Raw genomic sequence first — 18462 nt, 5'->3', positions numbered from 1 at the left:
TGTTTAAACAATTCCTGTTTTTTACAGGTTACACGCCAGAGCATGGTACGAACATGCTCTGGTTTTTTATTTAGTAATCACATATGCATTGATTCCATTTTTTTCATATTTAGCTGAAGCAGATATGGCTAAATTCTCCATAGTCTCTTCAATTGAATCGTTAAGATCCAGTTTGCCTGTTAACCTAAATTGTTGGTTGATATCTTCTGCTAAGCTTATTTCGACATTATAATAAGTTTCAACACGTTCTATAATATCTTGTAATGTCTCTCCCTTGAATATTAATAATCCCCTTATCCAAGAAATATACATTTCGGTGTTCACCTTCATTTTGCTTTGGATAGCTTTGGCCGAAACACTCCATTCTGCAAGTTCTCCGGGCTTCATAACAGTTTTCTTTTCTTTGCCGAACAATTTATTGGATTGGTTGGTCAAATGAACTTCCCCTTCGGCCAAAACCGTAGTTACCTTGTCATTTTTGCTATAGGAATTAACATTGAACTTGGTTCCTACCGCAGTGATGGAAAACCCTTCATCCTTGATCACATTAACTGTAAAAGGTTTGTCAGTGTTTGACTCCACTTCAAAAAAGGCTTCGCCATCTAAATACACCTCTCTAGAGTTTCCTGTAAATCGTTTAGGAAAAACAATTCTAGATCCTGAATTTACATGTACAATAGACCCGTCGCTCAATGTAATCTTACTGTGCTTTCCGAACGGAACGATCAACTGGTTCATTTGTGGAACATCTGAGGTGTTTTCACCACCAATATCCAAGGTGTCTTTTTTGTTGATGACCAAATTGTCCTTGTTTGAGTAGTTGATCACTGATCTCTTTTGATCAATGGCTATTTCCTGATCGTTTTCAAGAATCAATTTTGTGTCCGTTGCAGAATCAATGGAAACTTGTAGCAATGCCTCTATATTGACCTTGTTCTCCTTAGGAGTTCCGAGGCTGAAATAGATCGCGGAACCAATAAGAACCACAAAAATCGCTGCATATTTTAAAATGCTTAAATAGATAGGGCCACCTTTGGACTTCTCCAGACCCACTTTGCTATATATTCTACCTAATATTTCCTTTTTTTCATCTTGTGAGAGCTTTTTGTCTGTTGCCTCCAAGGCCTCAAGGAATTCCTTTAATATTTGGATTTTCGTTTCCTCGTCAGGATTTTCTAGGATATAAGTTTCCCAGTAAGCATTTTTTTCCGCTGTAGGATGGGCTATCCAATCCACAAATTTTTCATCATCAAGATATCTGGTAAAATCGTCCAATTCTATGCTATTTGTTCTATAGGGACAGAAGTTTGCATTTTGTAGACACTTTTTTTAAGATTTTTTTAATAATTCATTTAATTCCCTGCATTTTTAGAAATGAAGGCTTTAAGTTTTACTACAAAAATGGTTTTAATAAAAATCGAAAATCAAGAAGAATTAAAAAATTCTTAGAGTAGAATAAAAGAGGACAATCCCCTTATAATCGTCAAAAGCTTTACTATTCCTAAGTTTCTTTACAGCCCTGTATACTTGTTTTCGAACAGAGGAATGGTCAATGTTTACAATTTCTGAAATGTCATTGTAGCTAAGGCCCACACTAAAGCGCAGGTACATTATTTCCTTTTGTTTTGATGAAAGAGAATCCAACGCTTCGTTGACCAATCGCTTTTTTTCCTCATCCAATTCGGACAAAATTCTTTTGTCCTCAAAATTGTGTCCAGCACTAAAACTAAGTGGCGTTTGTTCGTGCAATTGTGCTTTTTTTCGTTCTTTTTTTTGCTTTTTGAAAATAGTGTGCTTAAGTGCCTTTAGAATATAAAACTTGATGTTATTGGGTTCGGATATCGCGTTTCTATGCTCAAAAATGTCTATAAACACCTCTTGTATACTATCCTTGACCAATTCCTTATCTGAATCCAACTTTAGGCCATATGCATACATATCATCAATGCATGATTTATAAACTAACTCGAAAGCAGCTTTGTCACCGGCTCTAAATTTTGACCATAAATTGCCCTGATCCATATATAATCGAGTAATTAACTGAGCATAGACCCTGCCCTAGTCTTCAGTTGACTATAAGCAAACTTAAAAAATATATTTAATCTTGTTGGAAAGCCAACTTCTCCGTTTAAATCGGAAATTCTTTATGTTGTCAAATGATTCCTGATATTTTTACGATACCAGAAACAATGTTGTTGTTTATGTCCACTCCATTAAAATTTCCTTCTATTCCTTTGTTGTGGTCAATAAAATCGATCGCATTAATATAAATAGACGTTTTTTGAAGGTGAAACATTCCAGAAATTGCAAAATCAAGGTTTAGAATCTGCCCTTTGTTCAGGACAAGGACTTTATCCTCCTCAATAATTATCGAATCATTCAAACTCACAATATTGTAATGGTATTTTTCTATTCTTAGTTTTAATCCATGTTTCTTACCCTCTATGGCAAATTCAAATAAATAATCTCCGGCAGATCTAGTCAAAACTTGTGCATATGGGCTCTTTTTGGAGAACATCAAAGGGTTTTTTCTTATACTGCTTTCCACAACCAACCTGACTTTATTAAGGTCTTGGCAAATAATGGGGTCAAATGATTTGTTGTTTACCTCATCTTCAATTTCCGTTTTGGTGCCGTATTTTTTTAAAATCATTTTTCCGGCTATGGCCCTGTCATATTTATCGAATCCAGAATAGGTCCCTATGAGATATTGCCGTTCATTGGCGGATGACTTCCCGATAAAAAAAATGAATTTTGCTCCCTCACTTTTCTTGTTTCCCACAAAATACTTCGTATCGAAATGGGCAAAATCTTCACTTTGACTTATAGTTCCATAAAAGGTATAAATGCCCTTAGCTCCATTTTCATCAACATAGACATATATCATTTCAACAGTTTTCCAATCATTGTAAATGATCACTTGCCCCTTGTTCATCTTGTTGTCTTCCCCAAAATAATAACACACGTAATAATGATCAATTAAACTGCCTCGTCGACTTAACAAATCAAATTGTTTATCGCGTTGTTTGGAGGTAAACAAATCACTTTCAATGAATTCAATAACATCCCTATATCCCAAATAGTTAAAAAATAGTGACCTATATTCCCTACTTATCTTAATTATCGGTTTGCCTGAGGAAGCCTCCCTATGTTTGTTATACAAGTACTTTCCGTTCACATATCCGCGTAGGACCAGTTCCAAGTCATTTTTTAGATTGGGTTTTTCAGTATCATAGTTTCCAAAACCATACAATTGAGAGTCTTTATACTTTCCATCGATATGATGTGACACTTTGAAATGAGATATAACATTGTCTAACAATAGATTAAATACCAGTTTTGTCAACAGCAGTGTCTCACTTTCGTTTCTCTTCAATACATTTTCCATTATTTTCCATATTATTAAATAGGAATTACTAAAATAGAATATATAATTGGGAAAAAAAATTTAGGAAAATTGACCTGTCTATATTTAACCAACTAATTTTTAATCAGATAACCAATGCTACGATCAACTTTACTAATGATATTGCTACTTCCACTTTGGGGCTTATCCCAAAACATTGAGGTTAGCGGTAATGTTCAGTCTTCAGATGGACCTCTTTTAGGTGTTTCAGTCATTGAGCAAGGAACAGCCAATGGTACTACAACAGATTTTAAGGGCAATTATGCTATCAGGGTGAATTCAGGAGCAACCCTGGTCTTCTCTTATCTTGGTTTTAAAACCCAAGAAATTACCGTTAACGGTAATACGGTAAATGTAACTATGGAGGAAGACGCCTCTCAACTTGAAGAGGTTGTTGTCAAGGGGTTTGACAATGTTGTAGGTAGGGCACGACGACGCGCCGAATCCGTGCAATCCATTCCAGAATCCGTTGTCACATTTACGGCCCAAGCCATCGAAACCAAGGGTATAAATAATGTGCAGACATTCGCAGATCAAATTCCAAACGTAAATTTTACCAATTCACAGAACATTGGGAACAATTTTATCACAGTTAGGGGAATTTCACACATACGTAATGGCGAATCTCCCATCGCATTTGTTATAGATGGAGTCACCTTGCCCGATGCCAATTTAATCAACCAAGAATTGTTTGATTTGGCACTTATTGAGATTGTAAAAGGACCTCAAGGAGCACTTTATGGTAGAAATGCCATAGCTGGGGCAATCAATATTGTTACCAACGAGCCTACAAACACATCACGTAATAAGATTCAATTTGGTTATGCCAATGGAAATCTTTTACAGGCGCAACTATCATCCACCGGGCCTTTAGTAAAAGACAAACTTTTCTATAGGATTTCTGGTTCCTATAAAAAAGGAGATGGTTTGTTAAACAACGTTACGTTGAATACGGCTCCAGATTTTGTAGAGGATGTATCCATAAGGGGACAGTTAAAAGCGATATTATCATCCAATACCACCGCTACGCTTACAGGTCAGTTTATAGATGCAGAAGCCGGAGCGGTATATTATGCCTCTCCGACAACGGGAAATGCAACTATTGACCCAGATGATTTTGACAATCTTGCTATTCAAGGAGATCAGTTCGGCCGGTCTACACTTGATGCTATCTACGGAAACCTAAAGTTTGATTTTAATCTTGGCAATGTGAAGCTCACATCCTCTTCTTCCTATAACAAAGGAGAACGTAACCACATTGGTGATTTGGATTTTACTGCGGCCGATGTTTTAAGACAAATTCAAGATAGCAATACCGAAACTATTAACCAGGAATTTCGATTAAGTTCGACTGATACTGACAGTAAGGTTGCTTGGGATTTAGGAGCTTTCTATCAAAAATTGGACAAACAGCTCATTACAGACGCAACTGCTGACTTTGGATTTTTTGGACCGCCATTTCAACCTACAGGAACACAATCCAGATTAGCGATTGGAAACTTTACCAATACCTACAATACTATTGCTGCGTTCGGTTTTATGGACCTCCAAGTTTCAGATAAGTTGACAGTATCCGCTGGACTTCGATTTGACAGAGACAACATTCAACAAGATAACGTCACGGAAAATACCAATCCAGAAAAAACGAACACACAACTGCAACCAAAGCTGTCGTTGGCCCTAAACGCAACTGAAAACATGCTATTGTATGCTAATTACGGTCGTGGGTATAGAACTGGAGGCTTTAACCAGGGTACTACCGTAAGATATGATTCGGATTTTGAAGCGGAAACTACCGATAATTATGAAATTGGAATGAAAAACACCCTATGGGGTGGCCGTTTCATATTGAACTTATCAGGATATTACATCGATTTCAGTAACCAACAGCTATACGCCCTTGTGCTTGACGGTGGTAACGGAAGCATACTCATTGGTAATTTCAATGTTCCGGAAAGTGAATCTGTCGGGTTTGAAGCAGACTTAAAATTGAGGGCCACAAGTTGGTTGGATATCTTAGGAAGTTATGGCGTAAGCAAGGCCAGAATCACCGAGGGTACTTCCACAGTGAGCACTGGTGCCAATGAAACCATAAATGTATCAGGAAACAACACTCCGCTAGTACCGCAAGACAGTTATAGTTTTGGTTTGGAGTCCAACTTTGATATTGCGCGGAATGTCTCCTTTAATGGGAATGTCAATTTAGAAGGAACCGGTAAAATCTATTGGCACGAAGACAATGCCGCAGTGTCTTCGGGCTACAATCTTTTGAATGCTAGGCTTGGTGTTAGCTTCGATAAGTTTTCAATAAACCTTTGGGGCACCAACCTTACCGATACAGAGTACATTACCGAATTTTTTGCGCAAACATTTTCCAATGGTGGTTCTGATCTAGCATGGCTTGGACAACCAGCCACCTACGGGGTCAGTATAGCCTACAAGTTCTAACTCCAGTAGGCCCGATTAAGTTTTGAGTTAGTTTAAGTGATCCATTGCAAATGCAAAGCCACTAAAACCCATTAGTGGCTTTCTTTAAAATTTATCAATAATACTATGAGAGTCGCAACAGATATAGGCGGGACTTTTACGGACCTTGTTTGCCTGGAGTTTGACAAAAAAACAGGTAAACCAACAGGAGTAAAAGTTGCAAAATCAGATACCACACCTTCCAATTTTGAACAGGGTATATTGGATACCATAGAAAAAGGAAAGGTAGATTTAAAAGAAATAGAGTTCTTCGCACACGGCACCACAGTGGTCATTAATGCACTTACAGAACGTAAAGGTGCAAAAACGGCCCTGATAACCACCAAAGGATTTCGAGATGTGTTGGAGATTGCTCGTTGCAATAGACCTGACCTCTTCAACTTCAATTTTGTAAAACAACCTCCTTTCGTTCCAAGGCATCTAAGGTTTGAGGTGGAAGAACGAATAAATTACAAGGGTGAAGTCATCAAAGAGTTGAATCTGGCCACCTTAAAAGCCATTCTAAAAATCTGTAAGGAAGAAAACGTTGAAGCCCTTGCGGTTTGTCTTTTACATGCCTATAAAAACCCAGAACATGAGATCCAGCTTATTGAGGAATTGTCCAAGCTCGAAAGCTCTATCGAAATTATCGCATCACACAATGTTACTCGGGAGTGGCGCGAATATGAACGAACAAGTTCAACGGTATTATCCGGCTATGTCTTGCCCATTGCCAAAAAATACCTAAACCAGCTCAAAGAAAAATTGAGTTTAAAAGGGTTACAGGACACCCCTTACATAATGCAATCCAATGGTGGCATCACCACTTTGAACGATGTAAAGAACAATCCAATAACCATGGTAGAATCTGGTCCTGCAAGTGGTGTTTTTGGAGCTATTGCTTTGGGAAAGGTAATTGGAAAGAAGAATCTGATTGTTTTGGACATTGGCGGAACCACTGCTAAATGTGCCTTAGTGGAAAATGGACAGGTAAAAATCACCACCAATTATAAAATTGAGCATTCAAGAACTGAGGCCGGTTATCCTATCCAAACCCCAGTAATCGATATTGTTGAAATAGGTAACGGAGGAGGAAGCATAGCTTGGATTGATGAAGGAGGAAAAATGCATGTAGGCCCCAAGAGTGCTGGAGCCATGCCCGGACCCGCAGCTTACGGCCGTGGCGGAAAAAATCTAACAACAACTGATGCCAATATCATCACAGGACGAATACATCCTGATTATTTTTTAGGAGGAGAGCTTCAACCCGATTACCCAAGTATTGAAAAAGCATCCAAAGTGTTATGTGAGAAACTAAATGCATCAAAAGAAGACATTGCCAAAGGTATTCTACGAATCGCCAACTCCAATATGGTAAATGCCTTAAAACTTATTTCCGTAAATAAAGGACATGACCCCAGGGATTTTACCATGGTTGTCATCGGAGGCGGAGGTTCAATGCATGGAGCCGATCTTGCAAGAGAGCTTCAAGTATCGGAACTGATTGTGCCACCACACGCCGGAGTGTTTTCCGCTTTCGGGATGCTCATGTCCGATATCCGAAGGGACTTTATCAGAACCAATGTGATAACCTTAGAACCAGAACAAAGGGCCATTATCCAATCAACCTTCTCAGAAATGGAAAATGAGGCCATCAAAAACTTCAAATTGGATGGTTATACAAACGACGATATCAAGTTTACCTATTATACCGATTTACGCTATGCCGGTCAAGAACACTATGTAAAAGTGTTGCTGTCCAATTTTGATGACAATACTCCACTGGATACCATTATCCAGCATTTCCACAAAGAACACAAAAAACATTATTCATTTGAACTGGATGCAATTGTCGAGTTGGTGAATTTTCATTTAGTAGCAGAAGTAGTAGTGGACAAACCGGATTTTCCTAAACTGCTTACAACAGATAAAAAAGTCGAGGACGCGTTATTTGACACTAGGGAGGTCGATTTTGATGATTTGGGAATTCATCAAACAGCCTTCTATCACAGACATCTTTTAGAACCGAAAATGAAGATTCAAGGACCTGCCGTAATTGCCGAAAAAGCTACCACCACCATGGTTACCCCATTGCATGTTTTACATATAGATGAGTATGGTAACCTAATCCTAACATTACAAAAAGCCTAGCTATGGAAAAATTCACCTTAGAAATCATACAAGATACGCTGGTGGCTGCTGGTGATGAAATGTTTCAGACGTTACAGCGGACCAGTATGAGTCCCATCATATATGAATCACTTGACTATGCCGTGGGCATAACCGATGCGAAAGGGGAACTTTTGGCCCAAGGTAACGGAGTAACAGCATTTTTGGCAGCTTTGGATTCTGTTGTAAGGGCCACCTTGGAAAAATTCAACGCAGAAAACGCTTTGGAAGAAGGAGATGTGGTTATAGCCAATACACCCTATGCAGGTGGGGGAACCCATTTATCCGATGTGTCGGTGATATATCCTGTTTTTTATAAAACTGAACTTGTTGCATTTACAGTCAACAAAGCACATTGGACCGAGTTAGGGGGAACATTCCCAGGTTCTGTTTCCACAGTAGCCACAGAAATTTATCAAGAAGGGCTTCACTTTCCATTTATAAAAGTGAGGGAAAAAGGTAAAATTAATCAAGCCATTGTTGACCTGATAAAATCCAATGTTCGATTACCAGATAGTACCCTTGGTGATCTTTATGCGGGAATAGCAGCATCGGAAGTAGGTGCTCGAAGGGTAATTTCAATTATTGAGAAATACGGTTTGAAAACATTTATCAAAGCAAAAGAAGATTTCCTCGATTACGGGGAGCGCATGTGCATTGAAGCCTTAAAGAAGATTCCAAATGGAGTGTATGAAGGACTGTCTGAAATTGAAGACAATGGTTTTGGAGAAGGCCCATTTCCTATCAAAGCTAAAATCACGATTACAGACAATGAGTTCATAGCCGATTTTAATGGTTCACACCCTCAGGTAAAAGGTGCTACCAACTTAGCTTTTAGTGGGTTGGTCACGGGTTGTCGAAGTCTTTTTAAGGCCATAACCACACCACGAATGGACGCCAATGGTGGTGCATTCAGGCCCATGAAAGTCATCTGTGAACCGGGAACCATTGTTAGCGCCGAAGCACCTTCGGCAGTATCGGTTTACTATGAAGTTTTGATTACCTCCATAGATTTAATCTGGAAAATCTTGGCGCCAATGATTCCCGATAAATTACCGGCGGGACATTTACGTTCGGTCTGCGCCACATTTATTTCTGGAATGCATCCGGACACAGGTCAGTTTTACATTCAGGCCGAACCGCTAGCTGGTGGTTGGGGAGCTTCTTCTACACATGATGGAAACCGAGGACAACTCTCCTGTGGTAGTGGTGAATCTTACAATATTCCCATAGAAATCCGTGAAATGCGCTATGGCATTCAGGTTGAACAGTATGCTTTTCACAATGAAGGAGGTGGGTATGGTGAATATCAAGGAGGCAACGGACAGTACGTAGATTATAAAATTGTTTCCGACGGAGCTCATGTTACAGCTGCATTTTTAGGCGAAAAAACAAAAACCTGGGGCATGAATGGAGGGCATGATGGGTCCTATAATTATTTCCTGATCATCCGAAAAGATGGAATAGAAGAAAGGCATAGCCTGGGCACCAACATAGCCTTGGAAAAAGGAGATGTCGTAAGATGTGTTACCGCAACCGGAGGTGGTTACGGAGACCCTAAAGATCGTCCAAAGGAGAAAGTACTCCTAGATGTGAAAAATGGATTTATCACTAAAAAAGAAGCAAAAGAATTCTATCATATCTAACATGGAAGATATACTAAAAATAATGTACCTGAACCCAGTTGGCTTTGATGCATACGACGCATTTTTTGCCGAGATGATCAAAGAAAATAAGAATCTAAACACCGAAGTTCATGTTACCTCTTTAAAATCATCAGTGGGTCTAATGGATAACCTAGAGTATAGAACCTACAATGCACTTATTGCCTCTGATTTGATCAAGGCCACGCGGCAAGCTTCAGTAGAAGGTTTCGACGCAATGATCATTGGTTGTTTTTACGACCCTTATCTATTGGATGCCAGAGAGATTTCTGGTGATATGGTCGTCGTTGCCCCTTGCCAATCCTCCATCGAGATTGCCTTAAAGCTATCCAACAAATTTTCTGTAATCATCGGTCAAAAAAAATGGGAACATGAAATGCACTCGACCATAAAAGAATATGGTTATGGAGAACATTTAGCATCCTTCCGGGATGTTGGCATGAACGTCTGCGAGTTTCAAAAGGACCATGATATCACGGCCAACAATTTGTTTACAGCAGCTAAAAAAGCTGTAAATGAAGACTTTGCAGAATCCATCATATTAGGCTGTACTTGCGAATTTGGCTTCTTTAATGAAATTCAGGAAAAACTTAAGGTACCTGTTATTGATCCCTCTTTAGCTGCACTTAAACAGGCAGAACAGGCAGCCATTTTAAAAAAACAATATGGATGGAAACCATCAAGAAAATGGAGCTGTGAACCCCCTTCGGAACAAGATATTACACAATTTGGATTATTCTCCGAGCCCTATCAATTTGGTAATAGAATCATCGTGAGTTAATGGAGATAAAAAAAATCACATACCCATTGCCCAAAGAGCATTATAACAAATCCCTTTTTCATATTCAGAAAGAGCAGACAGAGTTTCAATTTGGTACCGTATCCTTAAAAAAAGGAACCAGAATCCCAGAAGTTGGGTTTACAAAACATCCAAGTCATGAAATTTCCATTATTCAAAAAGGAAATATTGAAATGCTCAATGAAGATGGTTCAATTAAAGGTTATCTAAAATCAGGGGATGTAGTTTATCTGGAAGCTTTCGAGGCCCAAGCAGGAAATGTACTGGAGGACACAAAACTCATTTATATATTAATCAAGGCATGAGCATATGGAAAACAATCAAACTAATACAAAATGGTATAGCCTTGCTGGCATTTGGTTCGGCGGTATTGTAAGTGTACCGGCTTTGCTCATCGGAAGTTCTTTGATAAGTGCCCTAAGTTTTGGCTCCTCTATTTGGGCAGGTCTTATCGGTTTCGGTTTTGTGGTGCTGTTTATGTCGTTCTTGAGCATGGCAGCTGTTGACAGAAGAAAAGCTACCGTAGCGTTGGCTTCGAGTAGTTTTGGTGAGAATGGGGCCAAAGTAATTGTAGCACTGGTCATTGGTTTATCCACCTTAGGGTGGTTTGGAATCCAAAGTAACATCGCTGGGGCTTCCTTTTCAAAAATTCTCTTGGAAATGGGTGGACCTGAAATCCCCATATGGGCAACCTCAATTTTTTGGGGTATCATCATGGTTCTTACCGCAGTTTTTGGGTTCAAATACCTAAAATGGCTCAATTATGTGGCTGTACCAGCAATCGTTTTATTACTGATTTACGGTCTTGTTATCACCTTTAAAACCCATAGTTTTCAAGAAGTATTGGATTTTAAACCTGAGAGCAACATGCCATTTTTACAAGCTATAGGGCTCACTATAGGGTTTATCTCCGTAGGCGGTGTCATTTCACCAGACTACAATCGTTTTGCGGCAACTAAAAGGGATGCCGTTTTGGGTTCAATCTTTGGAATCATTCCTTCAGCATTATGTCTTCTGGCCATTGGAGCAATTTTAGCCATTACACAGGGAACTTATGACATTGTTGAAATATTTTCAAGTTTAGGATTCCCGTTTTTTGCCATGTCTATTCTTATCCTGGCTACATGGACTTCCAACGTTATGAATATCTATTCCTCTGGATTGGCCTTTAATGACCTTTTTAAGTTAGAGGACACCTCTCGTTCCAAGACCACTTTACTGGTTGGAATTGTTGGAATACTGCTTGCAGCCATTGGAATTCTGTCTCATTTCATGAGCTTTATTACTCTTCTCACCATTACAATTACCCCAATAGCCGGAGTCATGATTTCTGATTATTACATTGCCAAAACATACCAAGAAGAAGCCGCCAAAATAAACTGGAAAGGAATAGTTTCTTGGGCTGCAGGAGTAACAATTATGTTGATCATGGATTCTGCAGTGAAAAACATTTTGGGGATTGTAATCGCGGCAATGGTCTATTATATCCTTAAAAAAATTATGAAGTAAGTATGCGAAAAATCGATACGAAAGACATTGAATATATAGCTATGGGGTCCACTGTTTTGGGGACAGGAGGCGGAGGTGACCCCTATATTGGAAAGCTTCTGGTAAAACAAGCCATTAACACCTATGGTGAAGTTTCCCTTATCGCAGCAGAAGAACTAAGAGATGATGCGCTGATAGTTCCCATAGCGGCTTTCGGAGCACCTATGATTCTTGTTGAAAAGCTTTTTTCAGGAAATGAATTCATCAAGGCCTTTGAAATGATGGAGGAATATTTGGGAAAAAAAATAGATGCTGTTATGCCTGCTGAAGCTGGTGGACTAAATGGAGTAATCCCCTTTGCGGTGGCCGCTGAAAAAAATATTCCCATAGTGGATGCTGATGGTATGGGAAGAGCATTTCCCCGTTTGGAAATGGTTACGTTTACCCTACATGATATTCCTGTTTCACCTATAGCACAAGCCGATGAAAAAGGGAACAGAAACATATATCACACCATTGATAATGTCTGGGGAGAAACCCTTGTCGGGGCCACTACAATTCAAATGGGAGGCAGTTGCGCCATTGGGTGTTATCCCATGAGTGGTGCACAAGTAAAGAAAGCCGCCGTGCACGGTATTGTTACCTACGCCCAAAAACTTGGAGAAGCCATCCTGGATGCAAAAGACAAAAACCGTAGTCCACTAAACTCTTTGATAAAAGAAGCTTCGGCCATCAAACTTTTTACAGGAAAAATAAGCAATGTTACCATCAAAACGGAGGGCCGATGGAATAAGGGAATTTGCGAGATTATGGGTCTTGATGAAAATCAAGGGTCATTTATGGAATTGGATTTTCAAAATGAGTTTTTAATGGCGAAAAAAGACGGGCAGCCTGTGGCTATCACTCCAGATTTGATTGTACTTATAGATGCAGAAAATGCACAGCCTATAACTGCGGAATCAGTTCAATTTGGCACCAGAGTAGTGGTTTTGGGCATGAAAGCCGATGTGCAATGGAGGACCTCAGATGGTATTGCCCTAGGAGGTCCGCAAAAATTCGGCTATGAGGAAAAATTTATTCCTATCGAGGAGTTGAACAAAAATTAGAAAAATGTATTACAAAATAGGGGTCGATGTCGGAGGCACCAATACAGACGCCGTATTGGTATCCCATACCAATGAAATCTTGGCTAAAACCAAGCAGACTACCACGTTGGATGTTAGCACTGGCATCAGAAATGCTATCGGTGCGGTTATTTCCAAAGTAGATGTTCCTAAAGCGGACATCAAATACATCATGTTGGGTACGACACATTGTACCAATGCCCTGGTGGAGCGAAAAGAGTTGAACAGAATTGGGGCCATTAGAATTGGTCTTCCTGCTAGTAGTTCCATACCTACCATGGCAGACTTTCCCGAAGATTTGAAAGCACTTTTGGGAGAGCATAATTATATGGTTCATGGCGGTTATGAATTTGATGGTCGATTGATAAGTCCTTTAAATGAGAAGGAAGTAAAAAAATACCTTTATGCCATGAAAGGGCATGTTGAATCTTTGGCTATAACTGGTATTTTTTCCAAGACCCTTCCCGATCAAGAACTACAGGTAGCTGTCTGGGCCAAGGAAATCTTGGGTAACGAAGTAAGAACAAGCTGTTCTCATCAACTTGGTGGGCTCGGTTTACTGGAAAGGGAAAATGCAGCCATTTTAAATGCTGCACTTCAAAAGGTAGCTTCTAAAATGGTGAATGCCTTTAAGGACACTGTGCACGGGCTGGGACTATCTTCCCAAATGTTCATTGGACAAAATGATGGAACCCTAATGTCATTGGAGCAAGTACAAGATTATCCAGTGCTCACTATTTCTTCCGGACCTACAAACAGTATTCGAGGAGCTGGAGCTCTATCCAAAGTAGAAAATGGAATTGTAATTGATGTTGGCGGCACTACCTCCGATGGTGGGGTGTTGGTCAACTTTTTCCCAAGAGAAAGTACCCAAGCTGCACAAATAGGTGGTGTGCTCACCAATTTTAGAATGCCAGATGTTGTAGCAGTTGGAATTGGGGGTGGAACCATAGTGCGATTCGCAGATGGCGAATGTTGTCTAGGTCCAGATTCCGTTGGGTATCAACTTAAAGAAAAGGCCATAGCTTTTGGGGGTGATACACTAACCTTATCAGACTTTTTTATTGCAAATAATGAATTGGAAATAGAAAGCGCCGAAGAAGCATCAACCTTGCGTAAAGCAATTGAAAAAAATGTGGGCAGTACATTTTCAGAGGCACTTTCCGCTGCAAAATATCAGATTCAGTTGACCATTGAGAAGTTAGTTGACAAACTAAAAACAGATTCGAAAGAAATTCCTGTTATCGCATGCGGTGGCGGGGCATTTTTATTACCTAAAAAAATCAACGGTGCTTCAAAGGTGATTTTTCCAGAACATTTAGAAGTGGCCAACGCATTCGGCGCTTGTATAGCCCAAATAGGTTGTGAGGAAGAACTGGTAATCAACACTATGCAAAGCGATGAGACTGAAGCTTTGGAACAGCTTCTTCAAAAAGTCAAGACTGAGCTATTGAAAAACGGAGCGTTTGAAAATAGCATTAATATACTTGCTAAAGAATCAATACCGTTAGCATATCTTCCAGGAGCAGTCAAATTAAAAGTAAAGCTTTGTGGCGATTTGATTAAATAATTCGGAAGGAACTCAATAAGAAGTTCGGACAAATAAAAAAGCTTTGGAAAATCGATTTTTTAAGGCTTTGATTTATCGTGACCACGGTAGGGTGTTTGAACTCTCAATATCTATCCGATATTCAAAAAGTTATAATTTCGTTTGTTCTGGGTGCGCACCGAAATGCCAGCTGGATTACACTTGGATTTTAAATGAACTTATTTAAAGATAAATTTAACCATTTTTTTCAGTTCAAAAGCAACAAGGTCAATCCATATGAAGAAAGAAAGTTTGTAGCGAATTAGTTTACATAAAGGTGGGGTTGTTTCCATATATGAAAAGTTCCAAAAAACCTTCTTTTTATGAAACTATTGAAAATGCATTGTTGTTAATTAAAAATTGGAAAATTCAGCCTCGTTGTTGTGTACAGTTATTTACTATCCAACATTCACATTAAACAAATACCCAACGAGCGCGGTCAATCCCATCGCGATTGTTCCCCAAAATGTAATTCTCAATATGGCCTTGCCAATACTTGAACCTCCTGTTTTGGCTGCCAATGCTCCCAAAACAACAAGAAAGAAAATAGCAAAACCGTATAGATAATACTCCATGCCATGTAAAGGCAGAAAAAGGGCTACTAAAAAAGGAAGTATTCCCCCTCCGGTAAATGCAGCGCCTGAAGCAAATGCAGCCTGTATTGGTTTGGCCTGGCTTATCTCGTTTAAACCCAATTCGTCACGAATATGTGCTCCCAACGCATCGTGTTCAGTCAATTCTTTAGCGACAACTATTGCAGTTTCTTTTTTCAAACCTCTCTTTTCGTAAATTTCCGCTAAACGTTGTAGCTCTATTTCGGGCATTTCCTTCAATTCTTCCCTTTCCCTTTCAATATCAGCTTTTTCCACATCTGTTTGTGAACTTACTGAAACATATTCTCCTGCTGCCATTGACAAAGCACCGGCCACCAACCCTGCCAAAGTTGCTAGCACAATGGGGTCCCTTGAACTGCTTGCTGCGGCTATACCGATTGCTAGACTTGCGGTTGATAAAATCCCATCATTTGCACCAAGAACAGCTGCTCTTAACCAATTACTTCGAGTTATGTAATGAGGGTCCAAATAATTATCCAAACTGTCAGTCTTCTCCATCTTTATTGTTTTAAATCTTTAATATAATTTAATTCCTTATTTCAGAGTTCTTTTATTCTTAGGTTCCTGAAACTACAAAAAACAAAGTTTTGTATTGTGCCAGATGGTGTTATATGGTCAACAATCTTACATCCTATTTTTTTAAAGTATTTTTTGAATTTTTGGGCCATACTCGTTTCTGAGTATTGCCGGATTTCGATTCCACTACATTGCTTTGGCCCTTTATTGGAAAAGGTTCCCAGTATCAGAATCCCGTTGGGTTTTATGCCCCGATAGGCATTAATGAGATAGCTTTGGATATCTTCTTCCTCCGTTAGAAAATGAAATGCGGCACGGTCGTGCCAAAAATCATATATTTCGATAGGTTTAAAATCCACGATATCGGTGATGATCCAGTTTACTTGAGAAGCTTTTTCACCTAGTCGCTGTTTTGCTCCTTTTATTGCAGCTCCGGAAATATCCAAAACCGTGACATTGGTATAGCCCAAATCGAGTAAATGGTCTACCAAAAAGCTATTTCCACCACCTACATCAATAATTTTTGCATTTGTCGGGGGATTAAATTGTTCTATTAACCGCAAAGAAGTTTCAGGATTGGGTTGATACCAGCTGACCTCGTTAATCTCCTTCATCCTATATAGATTTTCCCAGTGCGTTTTTCTATCAAATTCTTCGATTCTTGTCATAAATTATGTTCTCATTTATGTAGGTAATGGCCAAGTAGAAGAAGCGGTGGGGCTACTGCTCCCTCTTTTTGGTGTTAAACCAATAACTCATCCCCACCGAGAAGTAGAAAACACTTTTTAAATCCTCGGCTATTATTGAATCTTCAACGGTAATCGTGGCGCTGCTTTGTGGCAGGGCCAAGGCAGGAGTAAAAGAAAGAATAAACCGTTTATGATGGTATTGAATGGGAAGACTCAGTTCCACATTCAGGATATTGAACTCCGAAGCTTCCTCAATCTCAATTGTGGTAGCTGCAGCAATATTTGAGGCACCCGTTTGACCTTGTCCCCGAACCTTTCGGTTTCCAAGACGGCTTGTTCGATAATATTCCTGATAAAAATATTGAGATCCAGCATAAACAGCGATGGTCGGATCGATCAAAAAATTTTTATCATTGCTGTAAAAAATACGGTCTAGTATCAATCCAGTAAAAATATCCGCAGAACTTCCATCATTAAAATAGGTACTTGCCATTAGAGATACTTCCAATGCCTTGAAATCATAACTCAGAAAGCCTGAAATATCTCCTACGATTTCTGATTTTACGTTGTAGCTATCCTCGTTAAAAAAATATGCTGTACCCGAAATACCTCCGTTGAATTTTTCAGCATCTGACACATAACCAGTACTGATCAGAAAGAGGTCAATCCGATTCTCTTCTGAGCTGACTAAATAGGAGGCCGAGGCATCGATAAAAACACCTGATTTATCATAATACCCAATGGAAGCAAAAATGTAAGGAGTAGAAATGGAATCACGCCTGCCCATAAAAACGGCATCGTTGATATAGCTGACATCCATTAGGACATAGGATTCCCCATTACTTGACATTTCTTCTGCGGATTTCTTGTTGTTCTGAGCCAATACGAACGTAGGCAGAATGACTAAATTGAAAAAGAAAATGAACCAAGCTTTCATAATGAAGATTTTAAAATTGTCATAGATTCGGAATGCCCGGGAAGAAAATCCACCTCAAGTTCCGTCTTACATCCAAAACATTCCTTTTAAAAAACCTATAATGTGCTCTTCTTCTTCTTTTTCATTGAAGTTTTGCCCGCTTTGTTCTTCATCATATTTTTACGGGACAGCTTATTTTTTTGAATCATCATTTTACGATGTTGGTACATATTTGTGAATTTGGCACCATCCATATTAATGCACTCACCATCGCGAAGACGAAGTTGTTTTTGCTGTGCATTTTGATAACTTCCATCTGGATTCACCACTAGACCATCACCAAGATTGACTTGATTTTGAAGCCGGTTCTGTTCCCGGTTTCTAATTTGAAAGGCCTGACCATCAATCACCATAACTTGGTATCTATTTTGGTTTCGTTTTTGAATTTGGGCTTGCGTCAATCCATTGTTTTCTTTTTTCACTTTGTACCGATATTGATACTCGTTGCGATATTTGATACCATCATTGTCCAAACATTCACCATCGCGCAAACGTAACCTGTCCCGGTCTCTTGTCATGTAAGAACCATCTGGGTTTACCACAGTACCGTCATTTAAGGTAATCGGATCTTGCAACCGTATTTGGTCACGATCACGAATTTGAAGTACATCGCCATCTACCATCATCAAACGGTCCTGGTCACGATCTTGTACCCTGTCCTGATCTTGTGCATTGAGCATGATAGCTCCTAGAACTACAAATGCTACTGTTACCATTATCTTTTTCATTGTAAAAGGTTTTATTTAATATCTGGGTAAAGGTATTTTTCAACTGGGGCAAGTGAAATGACCTAGGTCAGCAGCCCCAATAGGTGTTCATGTTTTGCGAACTTTCTTTGTAACCATGATTGAACTCAACTTTTTTAGGAAATTTCCCTTCCTGTTTGGTTACCATTACTTGGCCTACTTGATATATATCATAAAAATGTACCTGGCGAGATAGTAATTTTGACAACTATTTACA

At 39.3% G+C, this 18462-nt stretch carries 15 protein-coding genes; 8 read left to right on the top strand and 7 right to left on the bottom strand.

The annotated features are described in order from the left end of the window. Positions 1 to 66: 66 nt before the first annotated feature. The 3 genes from IAG46_RS15740 to IAG46_RS15730 form a co-directional block, all read right to left on the bottom strand. Positions 67 to 1275: a FecR family protein gene (locus IAG46_RS15740; protein ID WP_190811342.1), complete on the bottom strand. Its 1209-nt coding sequence runs from the start codon at positions 1273 to 1275 to the stop codon at positions 67 to 69. 159 nt (positions 1276 to 1434) lie between these two features. Then, on the bottom strand, positions 1435 to 2022 hold the full coding sequence (locus tag IAG46_RS15735; RefSeq protein WP_190811341.1) for an RNA polymerase sigma factor: 588 nt from the start codon (positions 2020 to 2022) through the stop codon (positions 1435 to 1437). A gap of 130 nt (positions 2023 to 2152) precedes the next feature. After that, on the bottom strand, positions 2153 to 3388 hold the full coding sequence (locus IAG46_RS15730) for a hypothetical protein (protein ID WP_190811340.1): 1236 nt from the start codon (positions 3386 to 3388) through the stop codon (positions 2153 to 2155). Between the two features lie 135 nt (positions 3389 to 3523). On the opposite strand from IAG46_RS15730, the gene IAG46_RS15725 reads away from it, so the two are divergent. The 8 genes from IAG46_RS15725 to IAG46_RS15690 all read left to right on the top strand — a co-directional run bounded on the left by IAG46_RS15725 (position 3524) and on the right by IAG46_RS15690 (position 14686). Continuing rightward, positions 3524 to 5854 (top strand): TonB-dependent receptor, encoded by a 2331-nt coding sequence (locus tag IAG46_RS15725; RefSeq protein ID WP_190811339.1) that lies wholly within the window; start codon positions 3524 to 3526, stop codon positions 5852 to 5854. 105 nt (positions 5855 to 5959) lie between these two features. Next, the gene (locus IAG46_RS15720; protein WP_190811338.1) at positions 5960 to 8023 is read left to right on the top strand and encodes a hydantoinase/oxoprolinase family protein; all 2064 of its coding nucleotides are present in this window, start codon (positions 5960 to 5962) and stop codon (positions 8021 to 8023) included. Positions 8024 to 8025: 2 nt separating this feature from the next. Continuing rightward, the gene (locus IAG46_RS15715) at positions 8026 to 9687 is read left to right on the top strand and encodes a hydantoinase B/oxoprolinase family protein (RefSeq protein ID WP_190811337.1); all 1662 of its coding nucleotides are present in this window, start codon (positions 8026 to 8028) and stop codon (positions 9685 to 9687) included. 1 nt (position 9688) lies between these two features. Further along, the gene (locus IAG46_RS15710) at positions 9689 to 10486 is read left to right on the top strand and encodes an aspartate/glutamate racemase family protein (RefSeq protein ID WP_190811336.1); all 798 of its coding nucleotides are present in this window, start codon (positions 9689 to 9691) and stop codon (positions 10484 to 10486) included. Continuing rightward, positions 10486 to 10809: a hypothetical protein gene (locus tag IAG46_RS15705; protein ID WP_190811335.1), complete on the top strand. Its 324-nt coding sequence runs from the start codon at positions 10486 to 10488 to the stop codon at positions 10807 to 10809. Before IAG46_RS15710 ends, IAG46_RS15705 begins: the two co-directional genes overlap by 1 nt. A gap of 4 nt (positions 10810 to 10813) precedes the next feature. Further along, positions 10814 to 12013, top strand: a complete 1200-nt coding sequence (locus tag IAG46_RS15700) for a cytosine permease (RefSeq protein ID WP_190811334.1) — start codon at positions 10814 to 10816, stop codon at positions 12011 to 12013. Positions 12014 to 12015: 2 nt separating this feature from the next. Beyond that, positions 12016 to 13098 (top strand): DUF917 domain-containing protein, encoded by a 1083-nt coding sequence (locus tag IAG46_RS15695; RefSeq protein ID WP_190811333.1) that lies wholly within the window; start codon positions 12016 to 12018, stop codon positions 13096 to 13098. A 4-nt stretch (positions 13099 to 13102) separates the two neighbouring features. Further along, on the top strand, positions 13103 to 14686 hold the full coding sequence (locus tag IAG46_RS15690) for a hydantoinase/oxoprolinase N-terminal domain-containing protein (RefSeq protein ID WP_190811332.1): 1584 nt from the start codon (positions 13103 to 13105) through the stop codon (positions 14684 to 14686). A gap of 416 nt (positions 14687 to 15102) precedes the next feature. On the opposite strand, the gene IAG46_RS15685 is transcribed toward IAG46_RS15690, so the two are convergent. From IAG46_RS15685 to IAG46_RS15670, 4 genes are all read right to left on the bottom strand, one after another. After that, positions 15103 to 15816, bottom strand: a complete 714-nt coding sequence (locus IAG46_RS15685) for a VIT family protein (RefSeq protein ID WP_190811331.1) — start codon at positions 15814 to 15816, stop codon at positions 15103 to 15105. A 41-nt stretch (positions 15817 to 15857) separates the two neighbouring features. Then, positions 15858 to 16502 carry a class I SAM-dependent methyltransferase gene (locus IAG46_RS15680; protein WP_223826725.1) on the bottom strand — a complete coding sequence of 215 codons (645 nt, stop codon included), beginning with the start codon at positions 16500 to 16502 and terminating at the stop codon, positions 15858 to 15860. 52 nt (positions 16503 to 16554) lie between these two features. Next, complete coding sequence (locus tag IAG46_RS15675) at positions 16555 to 17460, bottom strand: hypothetical protein (RefSeq protein WP_190811330.1); 906 nt, start codon at positions 17458 to 17460, stop codon at positions 16555 to 16557. A 95-nt stretch (positions 17461 to 17555) separates the two neighbouring features. After that, on the bottom strand, positions 17556 to 18227 hold the full coding sequence (locus IAG46_RS15670) for a DUF6799 domain-containing protein (RefSeq protein ID WP_190811329.1): 672 nt from the start codon (positions 18225 to 18227) through the stop codon (positions 17556 to 17558). Between the last annotated feature and the right edge of the window lie 235 nt (positions 18228 to 18462).

It is taken from the genome of Flagellimonas sp. S3867, assembly GCF_014698935.1.
Taxonomy (GTDB): Bacteria; Bacteroidota; Bacteroidia; order Flavobacteriales; family Flavobacteriaceae; genus Flagellimonas.
The sequence above is the reverse complement of the archived record's forward strand: the minus strand, read 5'-3'. Positions and strand labels throughout refer to the sequence as shown.

Bases quoted from the DNA above. Each gene is read 5' to 3' on its own strand.
- IAG46_RS15735 (WP_190811341.1), bottom strand. From the start codon at position 2,022: ATGGATCAGGGCAATTTATGGTCAAAATTTAGAGCCGGTGACAAAGCT.
- IAG46_RS15730 (WP_190811340.1), bottom strand. From the start codon at position 3,388: ATGGAAAATGTATTGAAGAGAAACGAAAGTGAGACACTGCTGTTGACA.
- IAG46_RS15725 (WP_190811339.1), top strand. From the start codon at position 3,524: ATGATATTGCTACTTCCACTTTGGGGCTTATCCCAAAACATTGAGGTT.
- IAG46_RS15720 (WP_190811338.1), top strand. From the start codon at position 5,960: ATGAGAGTCGCAACAGATATAGGCGGGACTTTTACGGACCTTGTTTGC.
- IAG46_RS15715 (WP_190811337.1), top strand. From the start codon at position 8,026: ATGGAAAAATTCACCTTAGAAATCATACAAGATACGCTGGTGGCTGCT.
- IAG46_RS15710 (WP_190811336.1), top strand. From the start codon at position 9,689: ATGGAAGATATACTAAAAATAATGTACCTGAACCCAGTTGGCTTTGAT.
- IAG46_RS15705 (WP_190811335.1), top strand. From the start codon at position 10,486: ATGGAGATAAAAAAAATCACATACCCATTGCCCAAAGAGCATTATAAC.
- IAG46_RS15700 (WP_190811334.1), top strand. From the start codon at position 10,814: ATGGAAAACAATCAAACTAATACAAAATGGTATAGCCTTGCTGGCATT.
- IAG46_RS15695 (WP_190811333.1), top strand. From the start codon at position 12,016: ATGCGAAAAATCGATACGAAAGACATTGAATATATAGCTATGGGGTCC.
- IAG46_RS15690 (WP_190811332.1), top strand. From the start codon at position 13,103: ATGTATTACAAAATAGGGGTCGATGTCGGAGGCACCAATACAGACGCC.
- IAG46_RS15685 (WP_190811331.1), bottom strand. From the start codon at position 15,816: ATGGAGAAGACTGACAGTTTGGATAATTATTTGGACCCTCATTACATA.
- IAG46_RS15680 (WP_223826725.1), bottom strand. From the start codon at position 16,502: ATGACAAGAATCGAAGAATTTGATAGAAAAACGCACTGGGAAAATCTA.
- IAG46_RS15675 (WP_190811330.1), bottom strand. From the start codon at position 17,460: ATGAAAGCTTGGTTCATTTTCTTTTTCAATTTAGTCATTCTGCCTACG.
- IAG46_RS15670 (WP_190811329.1), bottom strand. From the start codon at position 18,227: ATGAAAAAGATAATGGTAACAGTAGCATTTGTAGTTCTAGGAGCTATC.